28 protein-coding genes and 3 pseudogenes are annotated in these 23,582 nt (G+C 58.8%); 15 read left to right on the forward strand and 16 right to left on the reverse strand.

Annotation, left to right across the window (positions count from 1 at the left end):
• From P3T40_RS43270 to P3T40_RS43290, 5 genes and pseudogenes are all read left to right on the forward strand, one after another.
• A pseudogene (locus P3T40_RS43270) lies at positions 1 to 213 on the forward strand (integrase core domain-containing protein); the annotation flags it as partial.
• A gap of 167 nt (positions 214 to 380) precedes the next feature.
• On the forward strand, positions 381 to 527 hold the full coding sequence (locus tag P3T40_RS43275) for an HHHH-motif protein (RefSeq protein ID WP_429273805.1): 147 nt from the start codon (positions 381 to 383) through the stop codon (positions 525 to 527).
• Between the two features lie 306 nt (positions 528 to 833).
• Positions 834 to 1,097, forward strand: coding sequence for a hypothetical protein (locus P3T40_RS43280; RefSeq protein ID WP_429273832.1), 264 nt, complete (start codon positions 834 to 836; stop codon positions 1,095 to 1,097).
• A 470-nt stretch (positions 1,098 to 1,567) separates the two neighbouring features.
• Positions 1,568 to 1,726, forward strand: a complete 159-nt coding sequence (locus P3T40_RS43285; RefSeq protein WP_429273806.1) for a DUF7685 domain-containing protein — start codon at positions 1,568 to 1,570, stop codon at positions 1,724 to 1,726.
• A gap of 15 nt (positions 1,727 to 1,741) precedes the next feature.
• Positions 1,742 to 2,152, forward strand: a complete 411-nt coding sequence (locus P3T40_RS43290; protein ID WP_429273831.1) for a DUF7713 domain-containing protein — start codon at positions 1,742 to 1,744, stop codon at positions 2,150 to 2,152.
• A 432-nt stretch (positions 2,153 to 2,584) separates the two neighbouring features.
• Here P3T40_RS43290 and P3T40_RS43295 read toward each other — a convergent pair whose 3' ends face one another.
• The 3 genes from P3T40_RS43295 to P3T40_RS43305 form a co-directional block, all read right to left on the reverse strand.
• Positions 2,585 to 2,860 (reverse strand): YlcI/YnfO family protein, encoded by a 276-nt coding sequence (locus tag P3T40_RS43295; protein ID WP_429273807.1) that lies wholly within the window; start codon positions 2,858 to 2,860, stop codon positions 2,585 to 2,587.
• Positions 2,861 to 2,954: 94 nt separating this feature from the next.
• Positions 2,955 to 3,272, reverse strand: coding sequence for a CcdB family protein (locus tag P3T40_RS43300; protein WP_429273808.1), 318 nt, complete (start codon positions 3,270 to 3,272; stop codon positions 2,955 to 2,957).
• Positions 3,272 to 3,514 carry a type II toxin-antitoxin system CcdA family antitoxin gene (locus P3T40_RS43305; protein ID WP_429273809.1) on the reverse strand — a complete coding sequence of 81 codons (243 nt, stop codon included), beginning with the start codon at positions 3,512 to 3,514 and terminating at the stop codon, positions 3,272 to 3,274. Before P3T40_RS43305 ends, P3T40_RS43300 begins: the two co-directional genes overlap by 1 nt.
• 263 nt (positions 3,515 to 3,777) lie before the next feature.
• Here P3T40_RS43305 and P3T40_RS43310 point away from each other — a divergent pair, with 263 nt between their 5' ends.
• Complete coding sequence (locus tag P3T40_RS43310; protein ID WP_429273810.1) at positions 3,778 to 3,954, forward strand: RES domain-containing protein; 177 nt, start codon at positions 3,778 to 3,780, stop codon at positions 3,952 to 3,954.
• Positions 3,955 to 4,096: 142 nt separating this feature from the next.
• On the opposite strand, the pseudogene P3T40_RS43315 reads toward P3T40_RS43310, so the two are convergent.
• Positions 4,097 to 4,288, reverse strand: a pseudogene (locus P3T40_RS43315) (IS6 family transposase); the annotation flags it as partial.
• A 593-nt stretch (positions 4,289 to 4,881) separates the two neighbouring features.
• A complete protein-coding gene (locus P3T40_RS43320; RefSeq protein WP_429273811.1) occupies positions 4,882 to 5,799 on the reverse strand; it encodes a LysR family transcriptional regulator in 918 nt (305 codons plus the stop codon).
• Between the two features lie 109 nt (positions 5,800 to 5,908).
• Between P3T40_RS43320 and P3T40_RS43325 the strand changes: the two genes are divergently transcribed.
• The 4 genes from P3T40_RS43325 (at position 5,909) to P3T40_RS43340 (ending at position 9,856) form a co-directional block, all read left to right on the forward strand.
• The gene (locus P3T40_RS43325) at positions 5,909 to 7,210 is read left to right on the forward strand and encodes an MFS transporter (RefSeq protein ID WP_429273812.1); all 1,302 of its coding nucleotides are present in this window, start codon (positions 5,909 to 5,911) and stop codon (positions 7,208 to 7,210) included.
• A 43-nt stretch (positions 7,211 to 7,253) separates the two neighbouring features.
• On the forward strand, positions 7,254 to 8,225 hold the full coding sequence (locus tag P3T40_RS43330; RefSeq protein WP_429273813.1) for a glutamate cyclase domain-containing protein: 972 nt from the start codon (positions 7,254 to 7,256) through the stop codon (positions 8,223 to 8,225).
• A gap of 112 nt (positions 8,226 to 8,337) precedes the next feature.
• Positions 8,338 to 9,390, forward strand: coding sequence for an alanine racemase (locus P3T40_RS43335; RefSeq protein ID WP_429273814.1), 1,053 nt, complete (start codon positions 8,338 to 8,340; stop codon positions 9,388 to 9,390).
• Between the two features lie 73 nt (positions 9,391 to 9,463).
• Positions 9,464 to 9,856, forward strand: coding sequence for a RidA family protein (locus P3T40_RS43340; RefSeq protein WP_429273815.1), 393 nt, complete (start codon positions 9,464 to 9,466; stop codon positions 9,854 to 9,856).
• Positions 9,857 to 10,998: 1,142 nt separating this feature from the next.
• On the opposite strand, the gene P3T40_RS43345 is transcribed toward P3T40_RS43340, so the two are convergent.
• From P3T40_RS43345 to P3T40_RS43360, 4 genes and pseudogenes are all read right to left on the reverse strand, one after another.
• Entirely contained in the window at positions 10,999 to 11,550 is a 552-nt protein-coding gene (locus tag P3T40_RS43345; protein ID WP_429273816.1) for a hypothetical protein, read from the reverse strand.
• 391 nt (positions 11,551 to 11,941) lie between these two features.
• Positions 11,942 to 12,289 carry a hypothetical protein gene (locus P3T40_RS43350; protein WP_429273817.1) on the reverse strand — a complete coding sequence of 116 codons (348 nt, stop codon included), beginning with the start codon at positions 12,287 to 12,289 and terminating at the stop codon, positions 11,942 to 11,944.
• 303 nt (positions 12,290 to 12,592) lie between these two features.
• A pseudogene (locus P3T40_RS43355) lies at positions 12,593 to 13,886 on the reverse strand (HipA domain-containing protein).
• Positions 13,876 to 14,163, reverse strand: coding sequence for a helix-turn-helix domain-containing protein (locus tag P3T40_RS43360; RefSeq protein WP_429273818.1), 288 nt, complete (start codon positions 14,161 to 14,163; stop codon positions 13,876 to 13,878). The pseudogene P3T40_RS43355 and the gene P3T40_RS43360 overlap by 11 nt, the downstream one beginning before the upstream one ends.
• A gap of 444 nt (positions 14,164 to 14,607) precedes the next feature.
• On the opposite strand from P3T40_RS43360, the gene P3T40_RS43365 reads away from it, so the two are divergent.
• On the forward strand, positions 14,608 to 15,693 hold the full coding sequence (locus tag P3T40_RS43365) for a type IV toxin-antitoxin system AbiEi family antitoxin (protein ID WP_429273819.1): 1,086 nt from the start codon (positions 14,608 to 14,610) through the stop codon (positions 15,691 to 15,693).
• Complete coding sequence (locus tag P3T40_RS43370) at positions 15,686 to 16,054, forward strand: hypothetical protein (RefSeq protein ID WP_429273820.1); 369 nt, start codon at positions 15,686 to 15,688, stop codon at positions 16,052 to 16,054. The genes P3T40_RS43365 and P3T40_RS43370 overlap by 8 nt, the downstream gene beginning before the upstream one ends.
• Before the next feature lie 102 nt (positions 16,055 to 16,156).
• Here the strand turns inward: P3T40_RS43370 and P3T40_RS43375 are convergent, their stop codons facing one another.
• From P3T40_RS43375 to P3T40_RS43385, 3 genes are all read right to left on the reverse strand, one after another.
• Positions 16,157 to 16,507, reverse strand: a complete 351-nt coding sequence (locus P3T40_RS43375; protein WP_429273821.1) for a transposase — start codon at positions 16,505 to 16,507, stop codon at positions 16,157 to 16,159.
• A 1,054-nt stretch (positions 16,508 to 17,561) separates the two neighbouring features.
• Positions 17,562 to 17,864 carry a BrnA antitoxin family protein gene (locus P3T40_RS43380; RefSeq protein ID WP_429273822.1) on the reverse strand — a complete coding sequence of 101 codons (303 nt, stop codon included), beginning with the start codon at positions 17,862 to 17,864 and terminating at the stop codon, positions 17,562 to 17,564.
• A gap of 5 nt (positions 17,865 to 17,869) precedes the next feature.
• Positions 17,870 to 18,118, reverse strand: coding sequence for a BrnT family toxin (locus tag P3T40_RS43385; RefSeq protein ID WP_429273823.1), 249 nt, complete (start codon positions 18,116 to 18,118; stop codon positions 17,870 to 17,872).
• A gap of 480 nt (positions 18,119 to 18,598) precedes the next feature.
• Here P3T40_RS43385 and P3T40_RS43390 point away from each other — a divergent pair, with 480 nt between their 5' ends.
• A complete protein-coding gene (locus P3T40_RS43390; RefSeq protein ID WP_429273824.1) occupies positions 18,599 to 19,309 on the forward strand; it encodes an SDR family NAD(P)-dependent oxidoreductase in 711 nt (236 codons plus the stop codon).
• Between the two features lie 291 nt (positions 19,310 to 19,600).
• Here the strand turns inward: P3T40_RS43390 and P3T40_RS43395 are convergent, their stop codons facing one another.
• The 4 genes from P3T40_RS43395 to P3T40_RS43410 all read right to left on the reverse strand — a co-directional run bounded on the left by P3T40_RS43395 (position 19,601) and on the right by P3T40_RS43410 (position 21,942).
• Positions 19,601 to 19,858 carry a ribbon-helix-helix domain-containing protein gene (locus P3T40_RS43395; RefSeq protein ID WP_429273825.1) on the reverse strand — a complete coding sequence of 86 codons (258 nt, stop codon included), beginning with the start codon at positions 19,856 to 19,858 and terminating at the stop codon, positions 19,601 to 19,603.
• A 205-nt stretch (positions 19,859 to 20,063) separates the two neighbouring features.
• A complete protein-coding gene (locus tag P3T40_RS43400) occupies positions 20,064 to 20,378 on the reverse strand; it encodes a transposase (protein ID WP_429273826.1) in 315 nt (104 codons plus the stop codon).
• Positions 20,379 to 21,107: 729 nt separating this feature from the next.
• Positions 21,108 to 21,308, reverse strand: coding sequence for a hypothetical protein (locus tag P3T40_RS43405; RefSeq protein WP_429273827.1), 201 nt, complete (start codon positions 21,306 to 21,308; stop codon positions 21,108 to 21,110).
• Positions 21,309 to 21,678: 370 nt separating this feature from the next.
• Positions 21,679 to 21,942 carry a hypothetical protein gene (locus P3T40_RS43410; protein ID WP_429273828.1) on the reverse strand — a complete coding sequence of 88 codons (264 nt, stop codon included), beginning with the start codon at positions 21,940 to 21,942 and terminating at the stop codon, positions 21,679 to 21,681.
• A gap of 92 nt (positions 21,943 to 22,034) precedes the next feature.
• Here P3T40_RS43410 and P3T40_RS43415 point away from each other — a divergent pair, with 92 nt between their 5' ends.
• Both P3T40_RS43415 and P3T40_RS43420 read left to right on the forward strand, forming a co-directional pair.
• Positions 22,035 to 22,652, forward strand: coding sequence for an MlaD family protein (locus P3T40_RS43415; RefSeq protein WP_429273829.1), 618 nt, complete (start codon positions 22,035 to 22,037; stop codon positions 22,650 to 22,652).
• 282 nt (positions 22,653 to 22,934) lie between these two features.
• Positions 22,935 to 23,414: a hypothetical protein gene (locus P3T40_RS43420; RefSeq protein WP_429273830.1), complete on the forward strand. Its 480-nt coding sequence runs from the start codon at positions 22,935 to 22,937 to the stop codon at positions 23,412 to 23,414.
• The last annotated feature ends 168 nt before the right edge of the window (positions 23,415 to 23,582 follow it).

Genomic DNA, 23,582 nt, shown 5'->3' on the forward strand with positions numbered 1-23,582 from the left:
ATTTTTGTTGAACGCCTGTGGCGCAACGTCAAGCACGAAGATGTCTATCTGAAGGGCTATGCGACGATGGGCGAACTGACAATGGGGCTGGCGCAGTACTTTGCCTACTATAACGCCGAGAGGCCTCATCAGTCGCTCGGATACCAGACCCCCGCTGAGGTCTATCTGAGTGGCTGCGGTGGTGGTGCGAGGATTGTTGACAGGTTCAGTGGAGAGCTGGCGACTTCGCCTGCTCCGCTACGCTGCGCAGGCGAAGTCGCCAGCGCGGAACCGGGGCAGCGCTGTTCAGCTGCGTGTGGTATCGATGCAGCTTAAATTGCGATCATCTCTGTCTTGACAGAGGGGTCCACTTTAGTCCGTCCCATTTCAGGAGAAGCTGGATGCACAAGATGAAAACCGTATTTTTCGCCGGCCTGATGATGGTGGCTTCGCTTACCGCCCTGATGCCAGAAATGGCGCAGGCCCAATCTCACAAGGTGTGTCACTGGGACCATCATCACCATCGTGTCTGTCACTGGGTCCACTGAAAACCGCTCGCGCGAGCTGGCGTCGATGCCCGGATTGCGCAGCTTCGTCGAATTCGTGCTGGCAGCGATTTCGCCGCCAGCACGACTGCAGCGTCGATCGGTTATATCCCAATATACGGGACCGCCCGGATTGCTGCCCTAGCGATTTCCCTCCTATCATCCACTCTCCCGCAGCATTTCGCAGCTCTATCGGACGTCGATAGAGCGTCTACGACGCGCTTGCCCTGGCCGGGCGAATGGCAGGGCGCACACCCCGGCAGCCGAGGTGTCCCCAATGCGGCAGTCCCGGACGATCAGGAGAAAGGCATGCTCAGCCCTCACGAACTGGCGACATTAATGCTACTCAAAGACTCTATCGACCAGATTGCCGACCGCGAAGAACTTGATACGTTGATCGAGCGCCAACTCGTCACCCTCGAACAACTTGCCGGCGGGTCCGCGCATCCCAGGACCATGCAGGACGAAGATCCCTCCTTTGGTCTTTCACTCGCGTTCACTAACACGACAGATAGCGTGAGCCCGCATGCGACAGCGACGGGCGCGCGCCATCCCGGATCCGTGCCGCGATAGCCCCCTCGGCCTGGAGGCGGTTTCTGAGCGGTGAAACCGCGATCAAGGTTTTAATCCAAGCTTGACTGTTAGTTGCGTTTTTTTGGATGACTGCGGGCCTTAGGTCGCGAGCCAAAGGCGCGGCCGATGACACCATCTGGCCTTTGCTCGCGGCACGACGCTCGTGGGACCACGGTTATCCGTTCATCCCCCCGACGCGCCGACGTAACAGTCGTCGGTGCGCGCTCATACAGCTGCATGTTAGATTTGGAGCTGACCGCTAGCGGTGAGACAATACGGGAGCCCGAGGCAATTACTGCCAGGGACGTCTCGAATCGAAATCCTCGACGATCCTTACCGAAAGCGCACCGTTTCGATTCAGCGCTGACATTCGACCAGTTCCAATCCCGTTGCGTCCGCACGGTACGACCGACGCACTTGCGACAATCACGCAACGTTCCGACCAGGCGATTACCCGTGATGGCGCAGTGATGACTGAGCAAACCTGCGTCCGTTGCGGCACGAGGACGCCCCCGTCCGATATAGTCAATGTCGCGTCAACAGACGGCACCTATCGCCTGCTCTGCAGTCGGTGTTTCAACGAGGAGATGGCGCAGTGGGCGGACACGGTCGGTCTCGAACATCCGTAGTTCACGCCCGTTCGTCTGCTCGACGCGGATGGCGACTTGCACGAATTCCACTTCCGCAGCCTTCTGCTCGGGGACCAGCTCTCGCTAGAAACGTTCGAACTTGCGGGCCACGATGAATCGGACGGATACCGCTTCCAGATCCTCGATGATTCGCAATCGAACCCCTTCACCGTGCTCGGAAAGCTTGTGCAGAAGATCGTGCACGCATTGTCAATGAAGCACCTGCCCTATGACGCTAGCGGCCTGCAGGTCGCTGGCACGATGGTAAGAGGTCGTATCGAGTGGGATGGAGTTGAAGACGGTTGCCAGCCCAGCGTCATCATTGATGGCAGGCGTGGGGAATGGGCCGATTTCGGCGCAGTGCTGATGGCCTTCGAAGGATGGCAGTTCAGACTTGATCTGCTGGACCCGAGCGACGAGGTGTGAATCCGCAGATACTGCCCGGCCCTACTCTGCAGACCGACCCAACGGTGATGCCCGTCGCTCACAGTGTCCGGCGATTCGCCGCTCGATCGCTATCTTGACTGGTTGTTGAATGATGCAACGGGCCAGCGGGCGCATGCTTAGTAATAGTCATCTTCGCGCTGGTGCCGGACGGCGAGGATGCTCACCGTGTTCGCGTCCTCAACCTCGAACAGAACAACTATCCTGAGGAGCCAAATGGCACGATCAGCTCCCGCAGAAAAGGGTTGTGTTCGTCCGCCATCCTGCACGTGAAAGGGAATTGCTCGAGGACTTCGGCAGATTTTCGGAGCGCCTCCAGTGCGTGCTCCGCAGCCGCTATATCGAGGTCCAACAGATTTCTGTAAAGGCGCAGCGGATCACGACGGGCACCGGCAGTATAGCGGACACGGTACGTCAATGGTCTTTTCCTGCCGTCCTTGCCGCCTGTAGCAGGCTCGCCAGTTCCCCGTGCACATCGTCAGCGTCAAAGTACTCACCCGACCGATGGGCTTCGTCGCGCGCGGCCAGGCCCCGTGCAACGAATTCGCGCTGGAGCCGGCGCTTCGCAATACTTTCGCGGAGCGATGCCTCCATGAACGAGGACAGACTCTCGTTCTCGTTGAGCACTTCTTCTGCGGCCTTGCGCAGGTCCGGCGCTACACGCAGCCCAGGGATCGTTGCAGCTTTCATTGCAAACCTCGCTGTATCGCATTTGCGATACATTCTGCGCGCTTACCGGGGAGGCGTGCGCGACACGAGCCGGAGCTAAAGCTGGCGCAGGTGATCAGTGACCGCCCAATAGGCGATCAAGGGCTGCGGTGATCTTGTCTCGATGCTCCCGCAGCGAGCCGATTGTGGGGCCAAGCTCGCTTAATGGAACGGATGCAATAAACGCGGGATGCAGCATGCATTTGATGCCGCCGATCTCGAAGAACGGCGTGAAATCGGAGGGGAGCTTCCCGGGCGGGAAAGAGTCAGTTCGAATGAGCGGGACCACAACACGAAATGTCAATCCCCCAAGAAAGTCGCTCTGTACGTCAACGAGGTACGGGGTATTCGAGTTGCTTTTGCCGGTGTTGGCATACACTTCGAATCGCGCCATCAAAACATCCGGTATTCAGCAAGTGGAAGGCCGTTCTTTTCGACCCAGTCGTTCGTGTTTTTGATGAACTCAGCGTTTTCCTGCGCCCAGCGACGGCCCTCTTCAGCCTCGATCGCTTCGCGCAATGCCTGCTCACAGGCGCGAGAGAAGTTGATGCCGAGCTCTTTCGCCCGTTCATAGACGTCGACAGGCAGCGTGACGTTCGTTGCCTTACGTGGCGCGACGGCGACTGCATGTGCCATGTGGACCTCCTTTGTTGAAAGTCATGCGCATAAATGACCACATATTAACCCACATCCGCGTGCATTCCAAGTTAGGGCTGTCGTCCTGATCGTGCAAAATCGGGCGCTTTGATCACGAAAATCCTTATGCATCAAAGGTTTGCGAGCTCGCTGAGTGCGAAAAAGTCACCTGACGGTAAAGCCTTGCTGCAAACGGCTCTTCCGACGGCCGCATTGACGACCTACTTCGCTACCTTTTCATCTTTTGAAGCATGCGCGGCAGGATGATTCTCCAAGGTCTCTCTGAAGTGACGGGGTACCGCGTGCACGTCCCGCAGTGGACGGTTGCACCGACTAGCGGCGCTGGCACCCGGAGGCATGGCGGTCGCGCCAACCGTATCGGTCTAAACGCCCTGTATCTCACGCTCGACGTCAACACCGCCGTGCTGGATGATCGGTAACGAGGTGATTGCAAATGGCGGAAAGGGAATCCTGTTCCGGTTACGCCTGTCACCTGATGGCGTAAATGTGGTCCTCTACGTGAATGAGCTCGGACCCAGCGATCGGCTCGCTGTATAAGATCCCCAAACCCGCTTTGGCGCAACGCGCGAATCCAGCGCCGAACTTATCGCACCAGCAACGGATTGTTTCGTACGTGAACACGACACCACGCTCGAGCAACAACTCCTCGATATCGCGCAGGCACAGGCTGAACCGGAAATACCAGCAAAGGGCGCAGCTGATGACGACGGCGGGGAAGCGGTGACCGCGATAAAGCGATTTCGTTTTGTTCATCGCCTTATTTTATCGCCGCCTCCCCATCAACCTGACAAAGCCTCACGGGGCTGAGCCACAGCCGCGGCGTTCGCCGTCGGCTGCAGGCACGGGCCGCCAGAAAGAAAGCCGCTATCAGGGCAGCGTGGAGCAAGGTGCGAAGACGAGTCCGGTGAAACACAGTGCACCTCCATGGCGGTCGGAACGCCAGAGCCGGGCACTTGATCAGCGGGTCGATCGATATGCGGCCGATCGATACATGAACGCATCGAGTGTGCCGGTACGAAAATGCACTGCCCTCGCCTACTATGATCTATAGAGGAGAGGCAGGGAAATTGCAGCGAGTGCCAATCCTGGGGTACGGTTGCGACTGGCACAGCGATGTGCTGCGCGCTCCCCGAACGACGAGCTGCGGGCGGGATTCGGTATGCCGCCCCCGTAGGTCAGCAAGACGAACACGTGAGCCACGCCATAGCGACGGTCTGTCAGTTTCTGACTGAAGCAGGTCTCAACGCGCTGGTGTAGGAACGCATGCCATCAAGAAGGTAAAGGGGTACAGATGAGCGGTGAATGCAGTCATCGGCCGTTAATCGACTCACGCGTATATCAGGCATTCAATCCCCGTGCGCCCTCCGCGGAACCAGCACGCCGCTGCGGGCCAGCATATCCCTGGTTAGCCGGACAATCATATCGACACCGCTGCCGTGACGTTCCACCTGATGCGCGACAAGGTATTTCTGTTGTCTAAGTCGCGGCTTCGATATCAACGTATGAATCAGCCCGGATTCGATTTCAGCTTTCATGATTGCCGGCGACATCACCGCAACTCCATGTCCTGCGGCAACCAGTTGCAGCATGGTCGATAGCGAATTGCACGAACTCACGTTCTCAGGTTCGACACCCGCATTCCGAAACCAGCTAATCACAAGCGTGTGATTCGAAGAAGGTTGCGATACCGTGATGACCGGCAATGACGCCAGCGTCTGCGGGGTGACCTCACGTTTGCGCACGAGTGCCGGCGAGGCGACCCAATGCAAATTCGACGCCCCGATCGTGTCCTCGATTACGTGCGGCACGCCCGACGAATCGTTCAGGATCGCGACGTCGAGCTCGCGCGCGATCATCTTCCGGCTCAACTCCATGCCGACGTCGACCGTGATTTCGATGCGCAGTCCCGCATAGGCAGCCTTCAATTGTGTCAGCAACCCGGCCAGTCCGGCGAGCGCCGTCGATTCGTTCGCCCCTAGTCGCAGCAGCCCGCGCATCGGATCGCGCCGCTCGGCGACGCGGGCGAACTCGTCAGCGAGTTTCAGAATCCTTTCCGCCTGGACCAGCGCGTCCTGACCGACGACCGTGAGTCCGGTGTTCCCGCGGTCCCGCTTAAACAACTGTGCGCCCAGTTGCAACTCCAGTTCCTGAATGCGGGCGGAGATGGTCGGCTGCGTCAAATGCTGGTGGCGCGCCGCCGCGTGGAAGCCGCCTAGCCGGGCGGTCCAGTAGAACGTTTCGATTTGCTGCAGGGAAAGGCGCATGATCGGGAATTTCTATCAGATGGTGGGCTCACTTTCGATTATCCCTTATCAATATTTGTCTTCTACACTCGGTTCATCCGATCGATAACGTGCGATGCGAGGAGCCGGAATGAGCAGACCAATTGACTCGGTGGCGGAGTACGCGCAGCCGAAGACGTCCGTGCGCTGGAACATCTTTCTGATCATGCTGCTGCTCGTGACGGTGAACTACATTGACCGTGCCTCTCTATCGGTCGCGATGCCGCTGCTGACGAATGAGTTCTCGCTGTCGCCGGTGATGCAGGGCTTTATTCTCAGTTCGTTCTTCTGGTCGTACACGTTAATGCAGATCCCGGGCGGCCAGCTCGTCGATCGCTTCAAACCGCGCGCCGTCCTTGCGCTATGTACGCTGTTCTGGGGCGGCTTTCAGGCGCTGGCCGCCATCGCGACAAGTTCGGTGGGGCTGCTGATGACGCGGATTGGCCTCGGCATTGCCGAGGCGCCCGTCGCCGCGGCCGGCGGCGCGCTCAACGCCGCATGGCTGACACAACACGAGCGCGTACGCGGCGCTTCGCTGATGGACGGCGGCTCGCCGCTCGGCGCGGCATTCGGTTCAGTACTGATCGCCTGGCTGATTCTCGTTGTGCACTCCTGGCGCGCCGCATTCGCAATCGCGGGGATCGGCACGATTCTGTGTGGCATGGCTGCCTGGCGCTACATCAGGAATCAACCGCGTGAGCATACACGTGTCAACGAAGCAGAAGCCCTGCATATTGAGCGGGCGCAGGCGCTGGAGCATGCGAAGGAAGCCAAAGACCTGTCGGGTCGATCCATTGATTTCTTCAGGTTCCGCTCGGTATGGTTGATGTTTTTCGGTTTTATGTGCTGCACGACGCTTTACTACGGGCTCCTTACGTGGATGCCGACCTATCTGCACAAAGTCCATGGCTTCGACCTGCAGCAGATGGGCAACGCAAGCTTCGTGATCTTTCTGTGCGGCTTCATCGGCGAACTGATGGGCGGCTATATCGCCGATAAATGGCTTGCGAGCGGTGCTGCGCCCAACCTGGTGATGCGCGTCATATTCGGCATTGCCGCCGTGGTGGCCACGATCTCTGTATTTTCCGTGGCCTATGCGACCAACCCGCGGGTGGTTGTCGTCCTGCTGTCGGCGACCCTGTTCTTCGTGCGATGGGGCGGCCTGTACTGGTCGATTCCGGCGATGCTCGCCACGCGCAACAAGGTCGGCGCGCTCGGTGGCTTGCTCAATTTTGGCGGCAACATTGGCGGGATGGTGATTCCGATCGTGGTGGGGGCGATCGTCCAATACACCGGTTCCTATTTCCTCGCGCTGATGTGCTTCGCCGCGATGGGGGTAGGTCTCTTCGTGTGTTCGATTGGCATCGACTACGAACGCAAGATTCCGGTCTGAGTGCGACCTCGCACTCGATCATTTTCAACAGGAAGCGCAGGCAATGGCATTCAAGTTTATAGAAGACATCATCGGTCAAACCGTTCGGCGGGACATTAGCCGTATGGTGAAAGTTTCGCAGGGTGATCTGGAACGTGCGGCGCGTTCAATCATGACTACGCCGAATCCACACGTCGGCATCGTCACCGGATTTTTCATTCGCAACGCAGTGCCACCTTCACCGGAGACCGACGGACTTGGCGGCATGGCCCACATGGCCGCTGGTCTCGCGCACGCAGGCATACCCGTGACGGTCATCTCGGACGCACCATGCAGCAAGGCGGTCTGGGCGATCACCACCGAGCTGCCTGACGCGGTGGCGCTCGAAATCACATCGGTCAGCAAAGCGTCAGTCGTCGCGCTGCGCGATCGGCTCGCCACTACTGAACGGCCGATTACCCATCTGATCGCGATCGAGCGGGTGGCGCCCGGCAGCGATGGCAAGCCACACCGCGAGTACGGCGCGGATATGTCGGACGATACCGCGCCCTTGCATCTGTTATTCGATGACCCGGAATGGGAGCGACCGTGGACCACGATCGGTATCGGCGATGGAGGTAACGAGATCGGCATGAGCGTATTGCCTCAGGAGATCGTTCGCGACGACATTCCGAATGGCCCCTTGATTGCCTCCACCACACCGGCTGATCATTTGATTGTCGCAGGCGTATCGAACTGGGGCGGTTGGGGCTTGTTGGCGGCAATGGCGCTAGCTGAGCCCAGGCTCGCAACGTCGTTGCTCAAAGACTTCCACCCGGAGAAAGACCGGGCGTTCCTCTCTGCAGCTGTCGAGGTAGGGCAAGCCGTGGACGACAGCCGCATCGATAGGCCGGCGCGCCCGGTGATGAGCGTCGATCGCCTGGTGTGGGAAACACACGCGACTGTGCTGACGCAATTGCGCGGCGTCGTCGAAACGCATCTTGCCGTGCGCTTGTCGGACGCCGACGGCCAGTCGAATGCGGCCCTCGCCGAGTAGGCTGGCGCACGAACATTCCAGTCATGCAGTCATCTGAGAAAAAGAAGCTAGCCGAATCATGTCGAACGTACCTTCAAATGCTCCGAGGCATAGCCCTGCGTGGGCACATACGATGCCGGAAGATATCCGAACGCCGTGCTTCACTATCTACGAACAAGGTGTAATCGATAACCTGCACGCAACTGCCAGGACGTGCGGTGGCATCGAGCGGCTGATGCCGCACGTGAAGACGCATCGTGCAGGCTGGATCGTCGAACTGCTGCTAAAAGAAGGTGTGCGTGCGTTCAAGGCTGCCACCGTCGCCGAGGCAGCGATGGTGCTGGCTGCGGGCGCACCCTACGTCGTTTGGGCTTATCCGAGCGCGAACGTGGCAAACATTCGCGCGCTGATCGCTGAGGCGCGGGCTTATCCGCGCGCTACGGTTGGCGCGCTGGTCGATTCGGGTGCGGGCTTCGCTGCGTGGCGCAATGAGATCGCGGCCGGCAAGACGGCACCGCCGAACCTGAAACTGATTGTGGATCTCGACCCCGGCATGGGGCGCACCGGCGCGCCCTTGACTCAGGCCGCGCTCGATCTGGCGCGCGATGTCAGCGCGTTGAACCATTTTGGCGGTTGGCACGTCTATGACGGCCATATTCAGGGGCGTGATGCCGAGGCCCGGCGCGAGCGCATTGGCGAGGTTATGCGGCAAGTTGCGCGCCTTATCGATCGCGGCACAGAGGTCGGCCTGAGTTCCGAGCTCATCGCGGGCGGCGCCTACAGCTTCGACGTCTGGCCGGCCACGCTTGCCAGGTATGTTGGACCGGGGAGCTGGACCTATTCGAGTGCCCAGCACGATGCAGAGCTGCCACAGTTCGGATGGGAACCGAGCGCTTACGTACTTGCTACCGTGATCGCGACGAAGGGCCATACGGCAACCCTGGACGCGGGATCCAAGGCCATTTCCCCGGACAAACCATTGAGCGAGCGCTTTCGTTGGGACAGCAAGATTCTGATGATGAGCGAAGAGCATGTTGTGGTCGAAAATGTAGGCTTGACGGTCGGCGACAGACTCCTGCTGATGCCTCGCCACGCATGTACAACGGCTTATCTCTACGACGAGGCGCTGGTGCTCGGCAGCGATGGAGAATGGTCGTTTCGCGATCAGCTCGGCAACCGCCGGTAGGCCGCGGATCAGACGAGGCCGTGACGGCGCCGCAAAGATACAACGGATTGCTAAATGCATAGAGGATGACGAAATGAACGACCAGTCGAATGCGAAAACTCGTATGATCGATGTTTCGGGCCGAAAGACGGGCGGGTGTTACTCCGCCGCAGTAGTCGCCGGAGGATTTGTATTCGTGTCGGGACAGACGCCGCGCGATGCCGACCGGTGTGTCATTGGCGATTCGATCGAAACGCAGACCGCTGCGGCGCTTGACAATGTGATCAGGGTACTGGCCGTGGCCGGCGCCTCGCTGGAAGACATAGTGAAGACCACAATCTACCTGACGGATTTGACGCTGTTCCCGCAGTTCAATATCGTCTATGCGACTTACTTTCCCGACTTCAAACCAGCTCGCACGACCGTGCAGTGCGGACTGCAGGGGGTGATGGTTGAGATCGATGCGATCGCGCACCTTCGGGTGTGAGCCGGACGAGGGGGAGGAGAACGCGTCGAAGCTTGGTGTTGCGGTCGTCGCAGCTTCGACGACTGGTGTAACCGCTTCTGCTACAACTTCCACTGAATCGATGACTGGGGCTGCGCCGGGGTCGGTTCTATCCCACATCGTCATTCGATTTACCTCGCTGCCTGAGTGGAACATCTGGGCGTGATGGTCGGGGCGAACCCTACTATAGGCATCGACTTTTCCGCGGCCGCCTACTGGTCTAAACTGAAGTGGAACTCTCAAGCAGCGCGCCGAGGTATGTGACTAGACGTTTAACGAATTACCCCGATGCGGGTGGTGCGATGAGATATCGAGTGGCTCTGGTCGTTGCGTTCGTGCTGCTTATCCTTCTTGTCAGCAGTAGAGTTCTGCTCACGCAACTTCAACTACTCCCAACAGAATCAAACGTTCCCGAGTCCACTGCCGTATCCATTGGCTCTCCCGTCGAGTCTCGACGTGTAGTGGGTGTCGAGTGGAATGGAAACAACAGCTCATTTCGTAACCCAGCAGCTATCCTCAATGAGTTAGACAACAAGAGTCCTGACGCCACCCTCGAAGGACCTAATGCTCCACCAGAGGCCACCGTCAGCGCAGCCCCGCAAACACGCGCTCGAGGCAGTTCAGCGATGACAACACGCCACGTTTAGTAATGCAAATTCTGATGTCTGTGGCCATTCTGGCTGCTGGTCTATTCGTCATACTTGCGAAAGACGCAGGTACAGCACGAAAGCATTGGGCCTACGGCATCGTTGGATTGGTAGTTGGTTTTTGGCTGATATAGGCCGAATCAATTTTGGATTCCGTATGGTACCGGTTAGCTACCAACCAGACACCAACCCAGATCTGCGCAACGAAAGCGCGGCGGATTCCAGAAACGGCAGCCGCCTTATGCGCTCGCGTAGGTTCCGGCCCGTTGAGCAGGCGAATTTTAGGGGCGCATGTCATCGTGGGATGCGCACCGTTCTCGCGGTAGATTTCGCCGAGACGCGCAACCGTCAGTTCGCGATGCCGACGCGCGTCGTTCGGACAGCCAATAGTGATAAGTATATTTATGTAGCAGCCTATCTCGTCCGCCGCAACGGCACCAAGCTGTACGAAAGTGACATCTTGTCACTTGGCCCGATTCACATCACCGAGAAACATTTTTCTTCTGGGAAAGAGTGCGACATCGTGTCGTGGATCGTCGTCTCTGCCTTGACGGTGAACTCTGATAGCGGCTTCATCAGACCGACCCGACGCTGGATCGACAGGTCTGCCGATCGGTGCCAGACCCTGACGCCAGTGAGATGGAAGCACGCGTGGCGCAAGTCGTCGCGAACGCCCGCCTCTAGCAACGCTTCGTGCAGCATGCGATAGCGCTCGCCATACGTCCCCTGCGCCTTCTCCGCCCATCTGTACTCCGCATCGCGATCGCGCCGCTGCGTCGTCAGTGCCTTGCCGCGGAAGAGATCCGGATAGTTCCGCTCAAACAGCTCGCGCTCCAGCATGTGAATCCGCTGCAGCACCCGTGGCAGGCAGCTGCGCAAACTGTCGAGGTGTTCTTCGTTGCCAAAGAACTCTTCGTCATGCTGCATGTCGCTGAACTCCTCTGCTGACAGGTCCACACGTTCCCCGCCGACCTTGTTGTACTGGTGACCCCATGCACCCTCCGCCACTCCGCCGAAGGCAATCTTCACGAAGAGGCTCGCAAATTTGCAGGAACCGTCCAGATTCACCGGTTCTTGCTGCCCCCCGTTCGAGCGCGCGTTGCGTCCAGCCCTCACGCAGCACGTCCGCAGCGATCGCGAATTGTTCGGCCGTTGGCGCGAACTCACCGCAGGTTTCTGTTCCGAGCCAGCGCAGTGTGATATCACCTGCGTCCAGAAGTGCCCGCAGTGGCTTTGGTCTCTCTTTCATAATGTTCTCCATTCGTGCCTGTACAAGGCGTTGATAAGGAGAGTGCGCGATGCTCCGGTGAGCCGTATGGCTGACCGGAAGAGATTCGCTTTTGACGTGAGCCTGCGCTCGCCAGGCGAGTCTGCCGGCGCACACCTCGAGAGAGGTGGCGCGGGCGGATCTATCGCTGAATTACCATTCAAACGTTGGAAGGCCGAGTACTTTTTCCGCGTCGCAGTCGAGCTTCAGGAAATTTGCCCAGACCCCACGACAACGCTTGATCAGGTCCGACAGTTCCGGATGATCCTCGCGAACGGCTTCTGCGGCATCGTCGCTGCACGACACGATCCATCCGTACTCGTGGAAGTACACATAGGACAGCCTGCTCCAGAGAGCCGGCGAACCGCTCTTGCCCTCATCCTGTCCGAGCGCGATCGCCGTGTGTTCCGGGATGTGCGCAGTCGAAATGTTGACCATACCTGCAAGGAAAGGCCGCAGGTTGATATCCTGTTCAGTGTCGACGGATGGCTTGTTATTCATCGATTTTCTCCTCTTTGCCCGTGGGGCGTTTTGAAAAGGAGAGAGCACTGCGCTCAGGTGAACGGTTGAGATGTTCAGCTAAACGCGCATGAAGGGGGTACTGGACTCGGCCAACGGTCGGAGCCCGCGGCGAGGTGCTTTGAAAAAGATGCCGATCGAACGGCTCAGTCGATTCTACGGAATCTTGGCGTGGGTCGCAAGCACGCCTGCGATACTGCCAGACGGCACCGCCCTGTAGCGATCGCGAGCGGCGGCGCGATAGATAGCGCGACTGAGCCACGAGCTATCGAGGCGATGCGTAACTCAGCGCGCAAGTGCCCTCGACATCTCACGAATCGGCATTACAAGTATCGAATTGAGCAGGCGCGTCTCTTCCGCGTCTGGCGTCGCAATGCCCACGACTGCGTTGAACGTCTCGTCGACCCGCGCACGGAACGACTCAAGCATCGCGTCGAGCAGGCGCTCCGCGCCCCGGGCAGGCAGCCCAAGCTCGTCCGCGAGCTTCAACATATTCTGCCTAGACATGTCCCCGAAGTGCGTGGCATCGCCGACAGGCATTGTCAGTTCGCAATTCGGCCACTGATCTCCTCGCTCGGGCTGATATGTTTTAGTGTGATACACGACCGTGCTCATGATGTCATAGAACGGCGCCAGCATGTAGCCGAGGGGCGTTACGAAAAGCGACAGGTTTTTGAGGTGCGCGTCGCCGTTACCGACAAGCACGTTGAAGACGGCCCACCGGAAAATCTCTAGACGGGCGTGGGCCCGAGTATTGGGTGCCTTCTATGGCCTCTCGCAGTTTTTGCGCGTTGGCGCCGTCGTACTTGAAATCCTTGGAGAAGTTCAGCAACTGAGCCGCGTCAATGACATGCAGTCTACATGTGGGCTGCGTCGTCGTATCCCGGTCAAAGCGGTTTACTAGGTAGCACGGTGTCGGAGCACGAACGAAGTACGTCGCGGGTACGGGCAGCGCCACGGCGCGCGCGAGGCGCATGCAGAAAAACTCGTTGATCGCCGGGTGGGGATAGCCCCCCGCGCGGCAGTCCGGCTTGAGCAGTTGCATCGAAGGTTCACTGCCCTCGGGTTCAAAGAGTTCGCAGGCGGGTGGCTCACCGCGCATCGTCACGAGGAGCTTCGGCTGTGCCCCCGCTGCCGACATGCGCTTGGGCGCATCCGCCGTCAGCGGCCGTTGTGGCATTGCGCGAATGCGAGCCTCGAGATCCTCGAAGGACAGCGGCCGCAGTCCGCCCGGCGGCTCTTTTTCGTCGGGCGCGAGCAGCGTGAGCGCACCGGCCGACTCGCGCCCGTAGTAACCAAGAAGGCCCCAAGCATCGCTCCCGTCGATCTTCGCCTCGCGCGCGAGCGCTGAGCGCATGTCATTCTCGGGAAGCAGATTGTCGAAGAACCACTGCACGGGACGGTTACTCGACCCGTCCACGAAGGGCTCCTCCCTTAGTGGGAACACCGGCGACAGCGGAAACGCGTTCTTGGAAGCGAGCCATTGTGCGTCGTAGACGAAGGACCAGATATCGTCCTGGTCTTCGACGACCCCCATGCGCTCACCGTTAGCCCATGCCACAAGTTGCCTATTTGGCATGCGGGCTCCTGCGCGTGCGACGGGCCTGCTCTGCTACTTTCGCTGAAATGGCGACGGATGTCTGAGCACGCAACATGATGCCCAGTTCGGAGAGTAGGACAAAAACCTTACCTATCTGGGCTGTCGGTTTTCCCGACTCGACATGCGTAATGAACTTCGGTGACAGCCCAGTCACGTTAACAAGGTCGTCGCGCGTGAGCCCCTGCGCGATACGAGCCGCACGCACGACGTTCGCAAGCACCCCAATGTCCGTAATGGGGAAATCTGATTGGTCCACAATAGGCTCTCGTTTCGTATCCGCTCGGGTACATGATAGCAAAATGGAGCCGCATGCTGGTCTGAAAATTCCGCTCGGGTACGAACGGTCGAAAGACGCAGCGCTCTTCGATCGCTCGCACCCGATCGGGTACCAAATTGCCTCCGGAAGCGTTCCGGGTGTCTTTAGTATCCGATCAGATACGAACGTGACACTCCTGGAGGAGGTATGCCGATTCGGGAAGGTCGTCGAAGCGATCCCCGATGGGCTGTCGCCGCCCCCGCGCGGGCCGTTCGCTTTCTTTTGGCCGATCGCTGTTGCCGAACGGTGCATTAAAACCGAACACCGGGTTCATGCAAGTATTATTTTTTATTTATATATCAGTTATTTACGTAACGTATGTTCGTTTTTTTCATTATGTTCGTTTTTTGTGTACACTCTTGAAAAGAGTACACTGAGCGTGTTATGCCATCGACGAACAACCCAACATTCGCTGAAATGCAGCTGATCGAGGAGGCGTGCGCGGCCTTCCAGACCGCAACGCATCGCTTCAAGGCAAAGCCCGTTCAGCAAAAGGTAACCAATGCTCGCGTCGGGACAATCCCAATCGCGGACACGTCCGTGCAATTCGACATCAGCGGCCACAAATTTGCGATGCCCGTCTATGTGAAGGGCCGTGTCGGAACCTCGGGTGGCCTTTTGGCCCAGCACCACATGTATGCCCGGCAGGCGGGCGGGGCCGCACGCCCCCTTATGCTGGTTACGCAGCACGTCGGTCCAGAGCTCGCCAACCGTCTGATCGAGCAAAACGTCCCTTTCCTGGACGCCGCGGGAAACGTCTATCTGGCCGAACCTGAGGGTACGGTGATGATCACCGGCAGGCCCAAGCCCTCCCATAGCGTGCCCGCACCAAGCACCCGGTCCACTACGCGCACAGGCCTTCAGGTAATGTTCGCGCTCGCCACGCATCCCGCTCTTGTCACCATGCCGTACCGCGCGATCGCCGACCTCGCGAACGTATCCCTCAACTCCGTCAAGCAGTCCATGGACGACCTTCTTGCCCGTGGGCTTGTCGCCAAAAGTCGTAGCGGATCGCGGATCTTGCCCGACTGGCGGAGATTCCTCGCCGAATGGGTGAGCCTCTACCCGTCGAGGCTACGACCCAAGCTCGGCGGCCGCCGGTACGCCAGCACAACTCCTGGCTGGTGGCGAAAATTCGACTTCGCCTCGTTCAATGCCCTGCTTGGTGGCGAAGCTGGCGCCGAAGTGATGACAGAGCAACTCAAGGCCTCAAGTGCGACCGTTTATACGCATGCCGCGATATCGAGCGACTTCATGATTCGCGCGAGGCTGCGTCCCGATGAGCGGGGCGATGTTGAGATCCTCGAGGCCTTCTGGCCTCCGTCACCGGTCGAGACCTGGCGGGAATACGGGCAGGCACTTGTCCACCCGCTGCTGATCTATGCTGACCTCGTTGCCACCGGTGACAGCCGTAACCTGTCTATCGCAGAAGAAATCTATGACACCAAACTCGCCTCCTCTCATGCTTGAAGTCAGCGCGGATCGCCCGCTTCACCCCGTAACGCTTGCCTTGCTCAGGCATGTACAGGACGCCGAGAAGCAGTTTGGATCGGACTTCGTTGTGGCCGGCGCGACCTCGCGCGATATCGTGCTGTGGCACGTGTACGGGATCCCCGCCGAGCGCGCCACTCGCGATGTCGACGTCGCAGTCTGCGCGGTCAGTTGGGACGCGCATGCCGAACTCGTCAAGCGACTTGAAGGTGCGGGCCTGTTCAAGCTCAGCGAGAGGGTCGAGCACACACTGACCTTCCTCGACGAGAAGGTCGGGAAGCCAACACCCTTGGATCTTGTCCCTTTCGGGCCACTCCAGGCGCCAGAGGGCACCAAATAAACCTCAGTAACTTGGGGCGCGTTCGTGAGTGCCTTACGTGACTTGTCCTCTGCGCCAACGTTCTTCAGACGAATATTGACTTTGACAGGCAGCGCCGCGCGCTCATAGCGGGTCGTGAGCCAATCCAGTAGATCGTCGCGGCCGCGCATCAATAATTAGCGCCTCAGGTGGTCCCGCACGACGCTTGATCCGCTCAAGCGCGTAACGGCGCACTGTATCAAGCGCCGCCTGATCCGACCACGGTGCATTGGCTACAAAGTGATGCAGACGTTGGTGTTCCGAGCGCACCCGGTCCGGTGAAAGATGCGCAGCCATAGGTTCAACGCTCTTGCGCGTGACCGGCAACATCAACCGCGTGCAGTAGCCACGAAATGGCTCGACACGATCAGCGTGTCCGAGCGACTGAGTCATCAGGGACACGTGCTCGTCGAACCGCTCCGAATGACGTTCCATCGCACTCCTCACAATTTACCTGAAGACAAGCGAGTAATGCCTTATTTTTTGACACAGTGGTACTTCTATGGGGCAGTCGAAATCAAGCTCTTTGGTGATCTTTTTTCCGTGGGCTAGTTACCTCCATGTGAGTGTGCTGCGGGTTGTCCACCGCTGGCCAGCGGGTCGCCTGTCACGACCACGACGCTGGCCGGCGGCGGACAACCCGCACGGGGAAGGGTTCCTGATTGATGATCGGAGTCGTTCTTATAAAGCCAAACTTAAACACGGGTTAGGTTCGAGTGTTTGATGTCCGGGCACCGGCCCCCGGACCAACATCTATCCGTGCCGGCGCCAGGCCAGTCACCTCATACCGCATGCGCAGAGCGCTGGAACCACGCCGTTACCGACGGGCCCCATCTACAACTACGCTTGCCCGGCGGGCAAGCCTCCTACTGTCCGGGCGCGCCGACCTTCAGGCCGTGTCATCGATCGTCATTCGCCGCTCAGGTTGCAACCGTGTTGTTGCCGGGTCGTTTGAGTGTTGCCCCGAGCGGGATCTTCCGCGTCTTCGGGACCGGCGGCCATAGAACCAACGCCTTGCCTCCGCTCTCACGCGCAGTCGACCGCATCCTTGAATGCTTTGCCGGCGTTGGCCTTATTCAAGTTTTCTTCGGTGAACTTTTCCTCGTGAAAGATGATTTCCGACATCAGTTCTCTCGTCGCGTCGTAGATGGCGACACGCCTCTAGAAATGCTCGAGCTTCAATTTGACTTTTGCCATTCTTGATTGAACAAACGCAGCCAAAGATAGCTATGGCGGGCGTCGCAAGAGCCCCTAGATAAGCCGTCCAAGCCGGGGGCAGACGGAGGCGGCACGCCTTGCATCGCGCAATGCTCCAAAACGACGACCGATGGCGTTGAAAAGGCCGATAGGTATTTCATCCAATCCGGGGACACTGAGGGGCATCATGGCTTGTGGCTTGCCTCTCACGTCGAGGTTCCTGCATCTGCCTGCGCTTCCCTACTGCCCCACGGCAGCGGTCTGAAAGCGAACGCTTCCAAACCGTCGCCGGTCATGCAGCCTTCAGCGGGTGCTCTTTCAGGTAGGTTTTCAGCGCGTCATTCATGCGCGTCTGCCAACCCGATCCGGTTGCCCTGAATGCCTCCAGAACGTCAGCGTCATAGCGCATCGTGACCTGCTCTTTCGGGTTCTCCTTCGGCGGGCGGCCCATGCGCTTCTGCATGACTTCCGCGAACGGGCGCGCCTTCGAGAAATCATCGGCGGTCCATTCCGGGTTATCCGAATCGGCTTCGATGCCACGCTGGATTGCTGCCTCCTCGGCGGCAGCGTTGCGGATCAGCTTAGTCTTGCTCATATGCGTCAATCTCCATATTGCTCGCCTTTGCGCAGGCTGATGATGCGCATGGTCTCGTCGCGGGGCGTGAAAACCACGCTGTACAGCCGCCCGCCCAACAGGGCAATGCCCCTGTACCGATCCTCGCCGTAGGCGTGCCGCGTATCGGGTATCACGAGCATCCCATCCCAATCGAGCCGCGCGGCCTCGGCGAGCGATACACCGTGCTTGCCTTCGTTGCTGGCGTTTTTCGCCCAGTCAAATGTGATTTTCATTCGACTTATTGTAGTGTCATAAAATCTGGCACGCAAGGACTTTCCGTAACCCCAAAATGTCTTTGCTCGTTATTTCATGAGCGCATACGTTACAGGCTCCGCCACAACACGAGGCACCCATGACCATCTGTCTCGTTCCATGCGTCGGAAAGAAGCCGGCGACCGCGGCCCCGGCACGCGAGCAGTATACGTCCGGAGTGGTTCACCCGCACGAGGGCGTTGGTCGAAGGGACCGGCTCGCAGTGGTTCATCCTCTCCGCGCTTCACGGCCTTCCACTGCTTCGCGATCGCTGATCTCCGATCCGGGTATCGGCATCAGCCCGCTGAATCGTCGGGCCACGATCCGACTTGTTCCGTCCGAGAAAATTAGTTTGTCCGTGGGGGGTGTTTGTCTGGAACGTAAATGGACCTAGATTAGGCACGCATCGGAGCCATTGGCCCGATGGGCATGTAAGCCCAATCCCATCTTCGAGGTTCCTCATGAGCACGTCGCAAAAAGTCATAGTCGTTACAGGTGCGTCGCAAGGCATTGGCGCAGAAACCGTCAAGGCATTCCGCTCGCTCAACTATCGCATCGTCGCAACAGCGCGCAGCATCAAGCCGTCTGACGATCCCAACATTGTGACCGTAGCAGGCGATATCGCCGACCCCGCGACTGCCAAGCGCGTCATTGCGGAAGGCGTGGCGCGCTTCGGCCGCATTGACACACTGATCAACAACGCAGGTATCTTCATCGCAAAGCCGTTTACCGCTTATACCGCTGAAGACTATTCTGCGGTGACGGGCGTAAATCTGAACGGCTTCTTCTACATCACGCAGTTGGCAATTGCCGAAATGGAGAAGAATAAGAGCGGTCATGTGGTCAGCATCACGACCAGCCTGATCGACCACGCCATCAACGGCGTGCCGTCTGTGCTGGCATCTCTGACGAAAGGCGGCTTGAACGCAGCCACGAAGTCACTAGCCATCGAATACGCAAAGTCCGGCATCCGTGCAAACGCGGTCGCTCCGGGTATCATCAAATCGCCAATGCATGCCGCCGAAACGCACGCGGCGCTCGGAGCGCTTCACCCGATGGGTCACATGGGCGAGATGAAAGACATCGTCGATGCAATCTTGTATCTGGATGCAGCGCCGTTCGTGACGGGCGAAATTCTGCACGTCGACGGTGGCCAGAGTGCTGGACACTAACCTGGCATCAGAATGCCGCAAGATCGTCACAATACCAAGGTCGCCATTCGAGAGCCAACGCCAGTAGACGAAGTGCCGTTCGTAGCGGAAAAAGTAACCCTCAACGCCGAACCCGGCGGCATGGGTCTCGAAGGAGTTATGTGGGTCGCAATGCCATTGAAGGCTTCGAACAAGCCGGTAATATAGCGTTCGGCCTGTTCGGTTCCGCAGTGATGCCTTGTGTAGCGGTAGATCTCATCCAGCCGGTAGGATGCCGACTCCTGTACGCGGACATGCACCATGGCCACGTGGTCAGCCCCGGTTACGCGCGAGTACATCGGCCGCCGTCAACGGCTGGTACGAGGATTCCGGGGTGGCGTATGCAAGGGTCAACTCGGCCTTGAGCCGTTCGAAGGCCTCCTGCTCTGTGCGGTCCTTGTCACGACGGATCAGGTCCCGCATGTATTCGCTGACGTTCTCGTAGGCACCCTGTTCGCCTACGTTCGTGGCAACAAAGTCACAGAGGGTTCCGCTGAGACGAACCGTCATGGTGGTGGTAGTCCGGGGCATGGCTCTCTCCATGGATAGCTTTCGTATTCAAAATACTCAAAAATGAATACACCAGCAAGTGTCGCTGCCGCTGCCTCGTGATCGACGGTTGCATAGACCGCACCGGCGAGCGCCGCAAGCATCTCGCGTTCGCTGGCCTGTTCGGCGCGGTCAGACCCTGCGCAGCCGCGCCATCGCGGCAATGGGCCGCGGGCCCGGTTCGCTCTCATGAATCCGTATCCTTCGGCGATACGGCTCCCGTCTCCCGGGCAAACCAGGCCGCTGCGTGAGAGATTATGTCGCGCTCCATCTTCAGTTGCCGGTTCTCACGACGCAGCCTGGTCAGCTCCTGCCGCTCGGCCGTGGTCAGCCCGTCATGACGCACGCCCGCATCGCGATCGGCCTGTGCGACCCAGTTGTAGATGGTCTGCGCGGTCGGCTCGAACTCCTTTTCAAGCTCCTCTGGCTTGCGTCCAGCCTTCGCCAGCTCAACCATTTGCGCCCGGAATTCCGCAGGGTACGGCGTACGATGTTTGCCCATCCCGGCACCTCCTTCTAAAAGAATAGGCGTCCGTTTTCGCAACTTCAAATCGACGATTTTGGGCCGTGCTTTCTCGAGAGGAAGTATCGCGCGTCGGCCGTAAAGTCGCGCTCGCGCCAGCATCCTGCGCCAGCAGGGTGTGCCATTTGGCTGCGCTGCATCGGGTCTTGATTTCCGTGCGTGTGGCAACTCGAAAAATCGATTCAATAATTCGAGCCGTACGACAGTTCCCACTAGCAAACGGACCTTAAGAAAACCTTAAGGAGAACTCTAAGAGCTTCATGGAAACACAAGACGGCGCGCCAAGTGAGCATCGGTATTCGGTACGGTATGCGTTCGTGCAGCGATCGACTATACAGAACGTAACCTTTGAAACCAGCGGGAAAGCCTTGCTCGTATCGCACTCGAAGTCCTGTCCGCTCGCACTGATTTGCCTGGGCCATCTTCGGCACGGCATTTGCTGCAGCGCCTTTGCCAAATGATGGCTGCCGTTAATTTCCTTCAAGAGCACCCGAGGGTCTGGAATGGATCACCGCTACATCGAAAACGAGCTTTCTTTCCTCGAGAGGGTGCTGCCGCACTTCGCCTGCGGCCCGTTCCCAATCGCCTATTGGACTCAACGGATAGATTCGCTGCAACCGCCAAAGGAACTCCAAACTCAGCATCTTCGCCTGATAGAGTTGAAAAAAAGAGTGCGAGAATTGTAGCGATTTCCGTCATTACGTGAGTTCAGCTGCGTTGCGTATGATCCTTTTGCGGCACTTCTCCCGGGCGCGTGCGCAATTGCAACGCAGTCGGGACGGCGGCTCGTTGGTCAGTTTGCCCGGCGGCAAGAGGTCCGAAAAATAGCTCGTGATTCTCCCCGCACGACTTCAGCGGTGAAATCGGCTTACGCTCGCGGTTTTCGCCGGCGGCCGCGTCGGCGATCATACCAGGGTGCCGAGACTCAAAAGGCGCACGCCATTTAAATCGCTGCGGTACGTCGAAGGGAATCGCAAAGATGTCGGCGATTTCGCCGTCGAAGTTGACCTCGAAACGACGTCGCAACCGTAGAGAGCGGGTCGGCCGTGCGGCGAAGCGATGGCCACGGTGCGGTACGGTACGGCGCTATCGTTCGCCATTCGTGCCGACAGCGCAGGGTCGCCTACGCCCGCCAGAGCAAGCCTCTGATAGACGTGAGAATGCAAGAGTTCGCTTCTGCAGATCAGCTGAAGCGCCAATTCGCCTGACAGTCGACCACAGTCGCACGAAGCCCGTCCGCAAGCCGGGGCGGGCAATACGTGGCTTATGCGTGACGAGGTCACTCCTTTGAGACGACGAATGCGCAATCGACAAACGTGTGCGCCCGACGTTGACCGTAGGCGACGGCCTCGTCAGGGCACGCGAATGCAAGCCGCTCCGAGTAACTCGCGATCACATTCTGCGGCAGGAAGTGAGCTCCCGCATGAAGATACCAGGTGACGGTAAAGCGTGGTTCGAGACCATTGAAGGAGAGCGCGGCGTTCTCATGAACGCGCACGTGCACTCCGAAACCTCGGTAGGGTCGGCAGGTGTAGTCGCTCATGTCTCCTCCTCTGTGCTCGGGGCGGCCGATATAAAGTCCTCGCATCTGCTGTTCCACACCATGCGCCCGCACGCAGGTGTGACCTGAGGCAGTTGCATACGATTTATTACCGGCCATGTGCATTGGCGGGCGCCGAAGTCGAACTGGTGAGCGTGCAGAATCGCGAGCGTCGTTTGAAAAACGCGCTGGCGAGACATCGTGAATTAACTTTGTCCGCGGCGTACGCCGGGGGAGGTGCGGCATGGTCGGGCTGGATCTGTCGATTCATCGCCGCGCCTACCGCGGCCGGATGGCCCGGCGTCCGCGCGACGGTTCATGGCGGCGAGACGGTCACCATTACTTTTGCCGATGCCTTCGGAATGAAACCTGACGATACCAGGGTCATCTTTCGCGGCGTGAAGGCAGCGACCGTCATGGACGTCAAGCTCGCACCCGACGGAGTGCACATTCAAACGAAGCTCAAGGCAGACAGCGCGGAAAAAAGATGTCTGCGCAGCTGCGCAGCGGAACGAACTTTTTCCTGCGCGGTGCGCAGCCGGGCGCCAGCGATCCGTCGTCGCTCAAGGCGCTGCCTTCAGGACCCGAAAATGTCATGGAGCCAGGACCCAGCAAGCGTCCTGGACGCCGTCATAGACGAGCACGCGTTTGCCGACAAGATGCGTGCTTGGGGCGAGTATGCCGCTGGTGTACCGCACGCCGTGCAGGGCTGATGTACCCAGCATCGGCGTGCCGATTGCATCAGGCACGGCGTACGGCGGTGATGCCCGGGCGCCGTTGCAGTGCCCCAACGACGACTGGGACCGCCTGGTCAGCCGGAGGGAAATTGGCGTGATTGACTGACCACTCCGGTCGTGATGGTCGGGGGCGAGCCCTACCACGCGCAGTCACTTTTCCGCGGCCGTCTACTGGTCTAAACTGAAGTGGAACTCTCAAGCAAAGCGCCAAGGTATGTGACTAGGCGTTTAACGAAGTACCCCGATGGGGGTGGTGCGATGAGATATCGACTGGCTCTGGTCGTTGCGTTCGTGCTGCTTATCCTTCTTGTCGGCAGCAGAGTTCTGCTCACGCAGCTTCAACTACTCCCAACAGGACCGGGCATTCCCGAGTCCACTGCCGTACCCGGTGGCTCTGCCGTCGAGCTTCCACCTGTAGTGGGTGTCGAGCGGGATGGAAACAACAGCTCATTTCATAACCCAGCAGCTATCCTCAGTGAGTTAGACAACAAGAGTCCTGACGGCACCCTCGAAGGCCCTAATACTCCACCGGAAACCCCCGTCAGCGCAGCCCCGCCAACACGCGATCGAGGGCAGATCAGCAATGACAATACGCCACGTTTGGTGATGCAGATTCTGATGTCTATCGCGATTCTGGCTGCTGGTCTATTCGTCATACTTGCAAAAAATTCAGGTAGAGCACGAAAGCATTGGGCCTACGGCATCGTTGGATTGGTAGTTGGTTTTTGGCTGATATAGACCGAATTAATTTAGGAATCCGCTCCAATAAATCGGTAAAGTCAATGGGTTATGCGTCGGATAAGTACGTTCCCAATAACTCGGGGCGAGCGCGGGCATACTGCTCAAGCAGGCAGAACGATGCGTTGTTCGAGGAGGTGAGGCAGGAGGGGAATCTTATCGGTGCAT

The organism is Paraburkholderia sp. EB58 (genome assembly GCF_050436665.1).
In the GTDB taxonomy this organism is placed as follows: domain Bacteria; phylum Pseudomonadota; class Gammaproteobacteria; order Burkholderiales; family Burkholderiaceae; genus Paraburkholderia.

Bases quoted from the DNA above. Each gene is read 5' to 3' on its own strand.
- P3T40_RS43275 (WP_429273805.1), top strand. From the start codon at position 381: ATGCACAAGATGAAAACCGTATTTTTCGCCGGCCTGATGATGGTGGCT.
- P3T40_RS43280 (WP_429273832.1), top strand. From the start codon at position 834: ATGCTCAGCCCTCACGAACTGGCGACATTAATGCTACTCAAAGACTCT.
- P3T40_RS43285 (WP_429273806.1), top strand. From the start codon at position 1,568: ATGACTGAGCAAACCTGCGTCCGTTGCGGCACGAGGACGCCCCCGTCC.
- P3T40_RS43295 (WP_429273807.1), bottom strand. From the start codon at position 2,860: ATGAAAGCTGCAACGATCCCTGGGCTGCGTGTAGCGCCGGACCTGCGC.
- P3T40_RS43300 (WP_429273808.1), bottom strand. From the start codon at position 3,272: ATGGCGCGATTCGAAGTGTATGCCAACACCGGCAAAAGCAACTCGAAT.
- P3T40_RS43305 (WP_429273809.1), bottom strand. From the start codon at position 3,514: ATGGCACATGCAGTCGCCGTCGCGCCACGTAAGGCAACGAACGTCACG.
- P3T40_RS43310 (WP_429273810.1), top strand. From the start codon at position 3,778: ATGATTCTCCAAGGTCTCTCTGAAGTGACGGGGTACCGCGTGCACGTC.
- P3T40_RS43320 (WP_429273811.1), bottom strand. From the start codon at position 5,799: ATGCGCCTTTCCCTGCAGCAAATCGAAACGTTCTACTGGACCGCCCGG.
- P3T40_RS43325 (WP_429273812.1), top strand. From the start codon at position 5,909: ATGAGCAGACCAATTGACTCGGTGGCGGAGTACGCGCAGCCGAAGACG.
- P3T40_RS43330 (WP_429273813.1), top strand. From the start codon at position 7,254: ATGGCATTCAAGTTTATAGAAGACATCATCGGTCAAACCGTTCGGCGG.
- P3T40_RS43335 (WP_429273814.1), top strand. From the start codon at position 8,338: ATGCCGGAAGATATCCGAACGCCGTGCTTCACTATCTACGAACAAGGT.
- P3T40_RS43340 (WP_429273815.1), top strand. From the start codon at position 9,464: ATGAACGACCAGTCGAATGCGAAAACTCGTATGATCGATGTTTCGGGC.
- P3T40_RS43350 (WP_429273817.1), bottom strand. From the start codon at position 12,289: ATGAATAACAAGCCATCCGTCGACACTGAACAGGATATCAACCTGCGG.
- P3T40_RS43365 (WP_429273819.1), top strand. From the start codon at position 14,608: ATGCCATCGACGAACAACCCAACATTCGCTGAAATGCAGCTGATCGAG.
- P3T40_RS43370 (WP_429273820.1), top strand. From the start codon at position 15,686: ATGCTTGAAGTCAGCGCGGATCGCCCGCTTCACCCCGTAACGCTTGCC.
- P3T40_RS43375 (WP_429273821.1), bottom strand. From the start codon at position 16,507: ATGGAACGTCATTCGGAGCGGTTCGACGAGCACGTGTCCCTGATGACT.
- P3T40_RS43380 (WP_429273822.1), bottom strand. From the start codon at position 17,864: ATGAGCAAGACTAAGCTGATCCGCAACGCTGCCGCCGAGGAGGCAGCA.
- P3T40_RS43385 (WP_429273823.1), bottom strand. From the start codon at position 18,118: ATGAAAATCACATTTGACTGGGCGAAAAACGCCAGCAACGAAGGCAAG.
- P3T40_RS43390 (WP_429273824.1), top strand. From the start codon at position 18,599: ATGAGCACGTCGCAAAAAGTCATAGTCGTTACAGGTGCGTCGCAAGGC.
- P3T40_RS43395 (WP_429273825.1), bottom strand. From the start codon at position 19,858: ATGCCCCGGACTACCACCACCATGACGGTTCGTCTCAGCGGAACCCTC.
- P3T40_RS43400 (WP_429273826.1), bottom strand. From the start codon at position 20,378: ATGGGCAAACATCGTACGCCGTACCCTGCGGAATTCCGGGCGCAAATG.
- P3T40_RS43405 (WP_429273827.1), bottom strand. From the start codon at position 21,308: ATGATCGCCGACGCGGCCGCCGGCGAAAACCGCGAGCGTAAGCCGATT.
- P3T40_RS43410 (WP_429273828.1), bottom strand. From the start codon at position 21,942: ATGAGCGACTACACCTGCCGACCCTACCGAGGTTTCGGAGTGCACGTG.
- P3T40_RS43420 (WP_429273830.1), top strand. From the start codon at position 22,935: ATGAGATATCGACTGGCTCTGGTCGTTGCGTTCGTGCTGCTTATCCTT.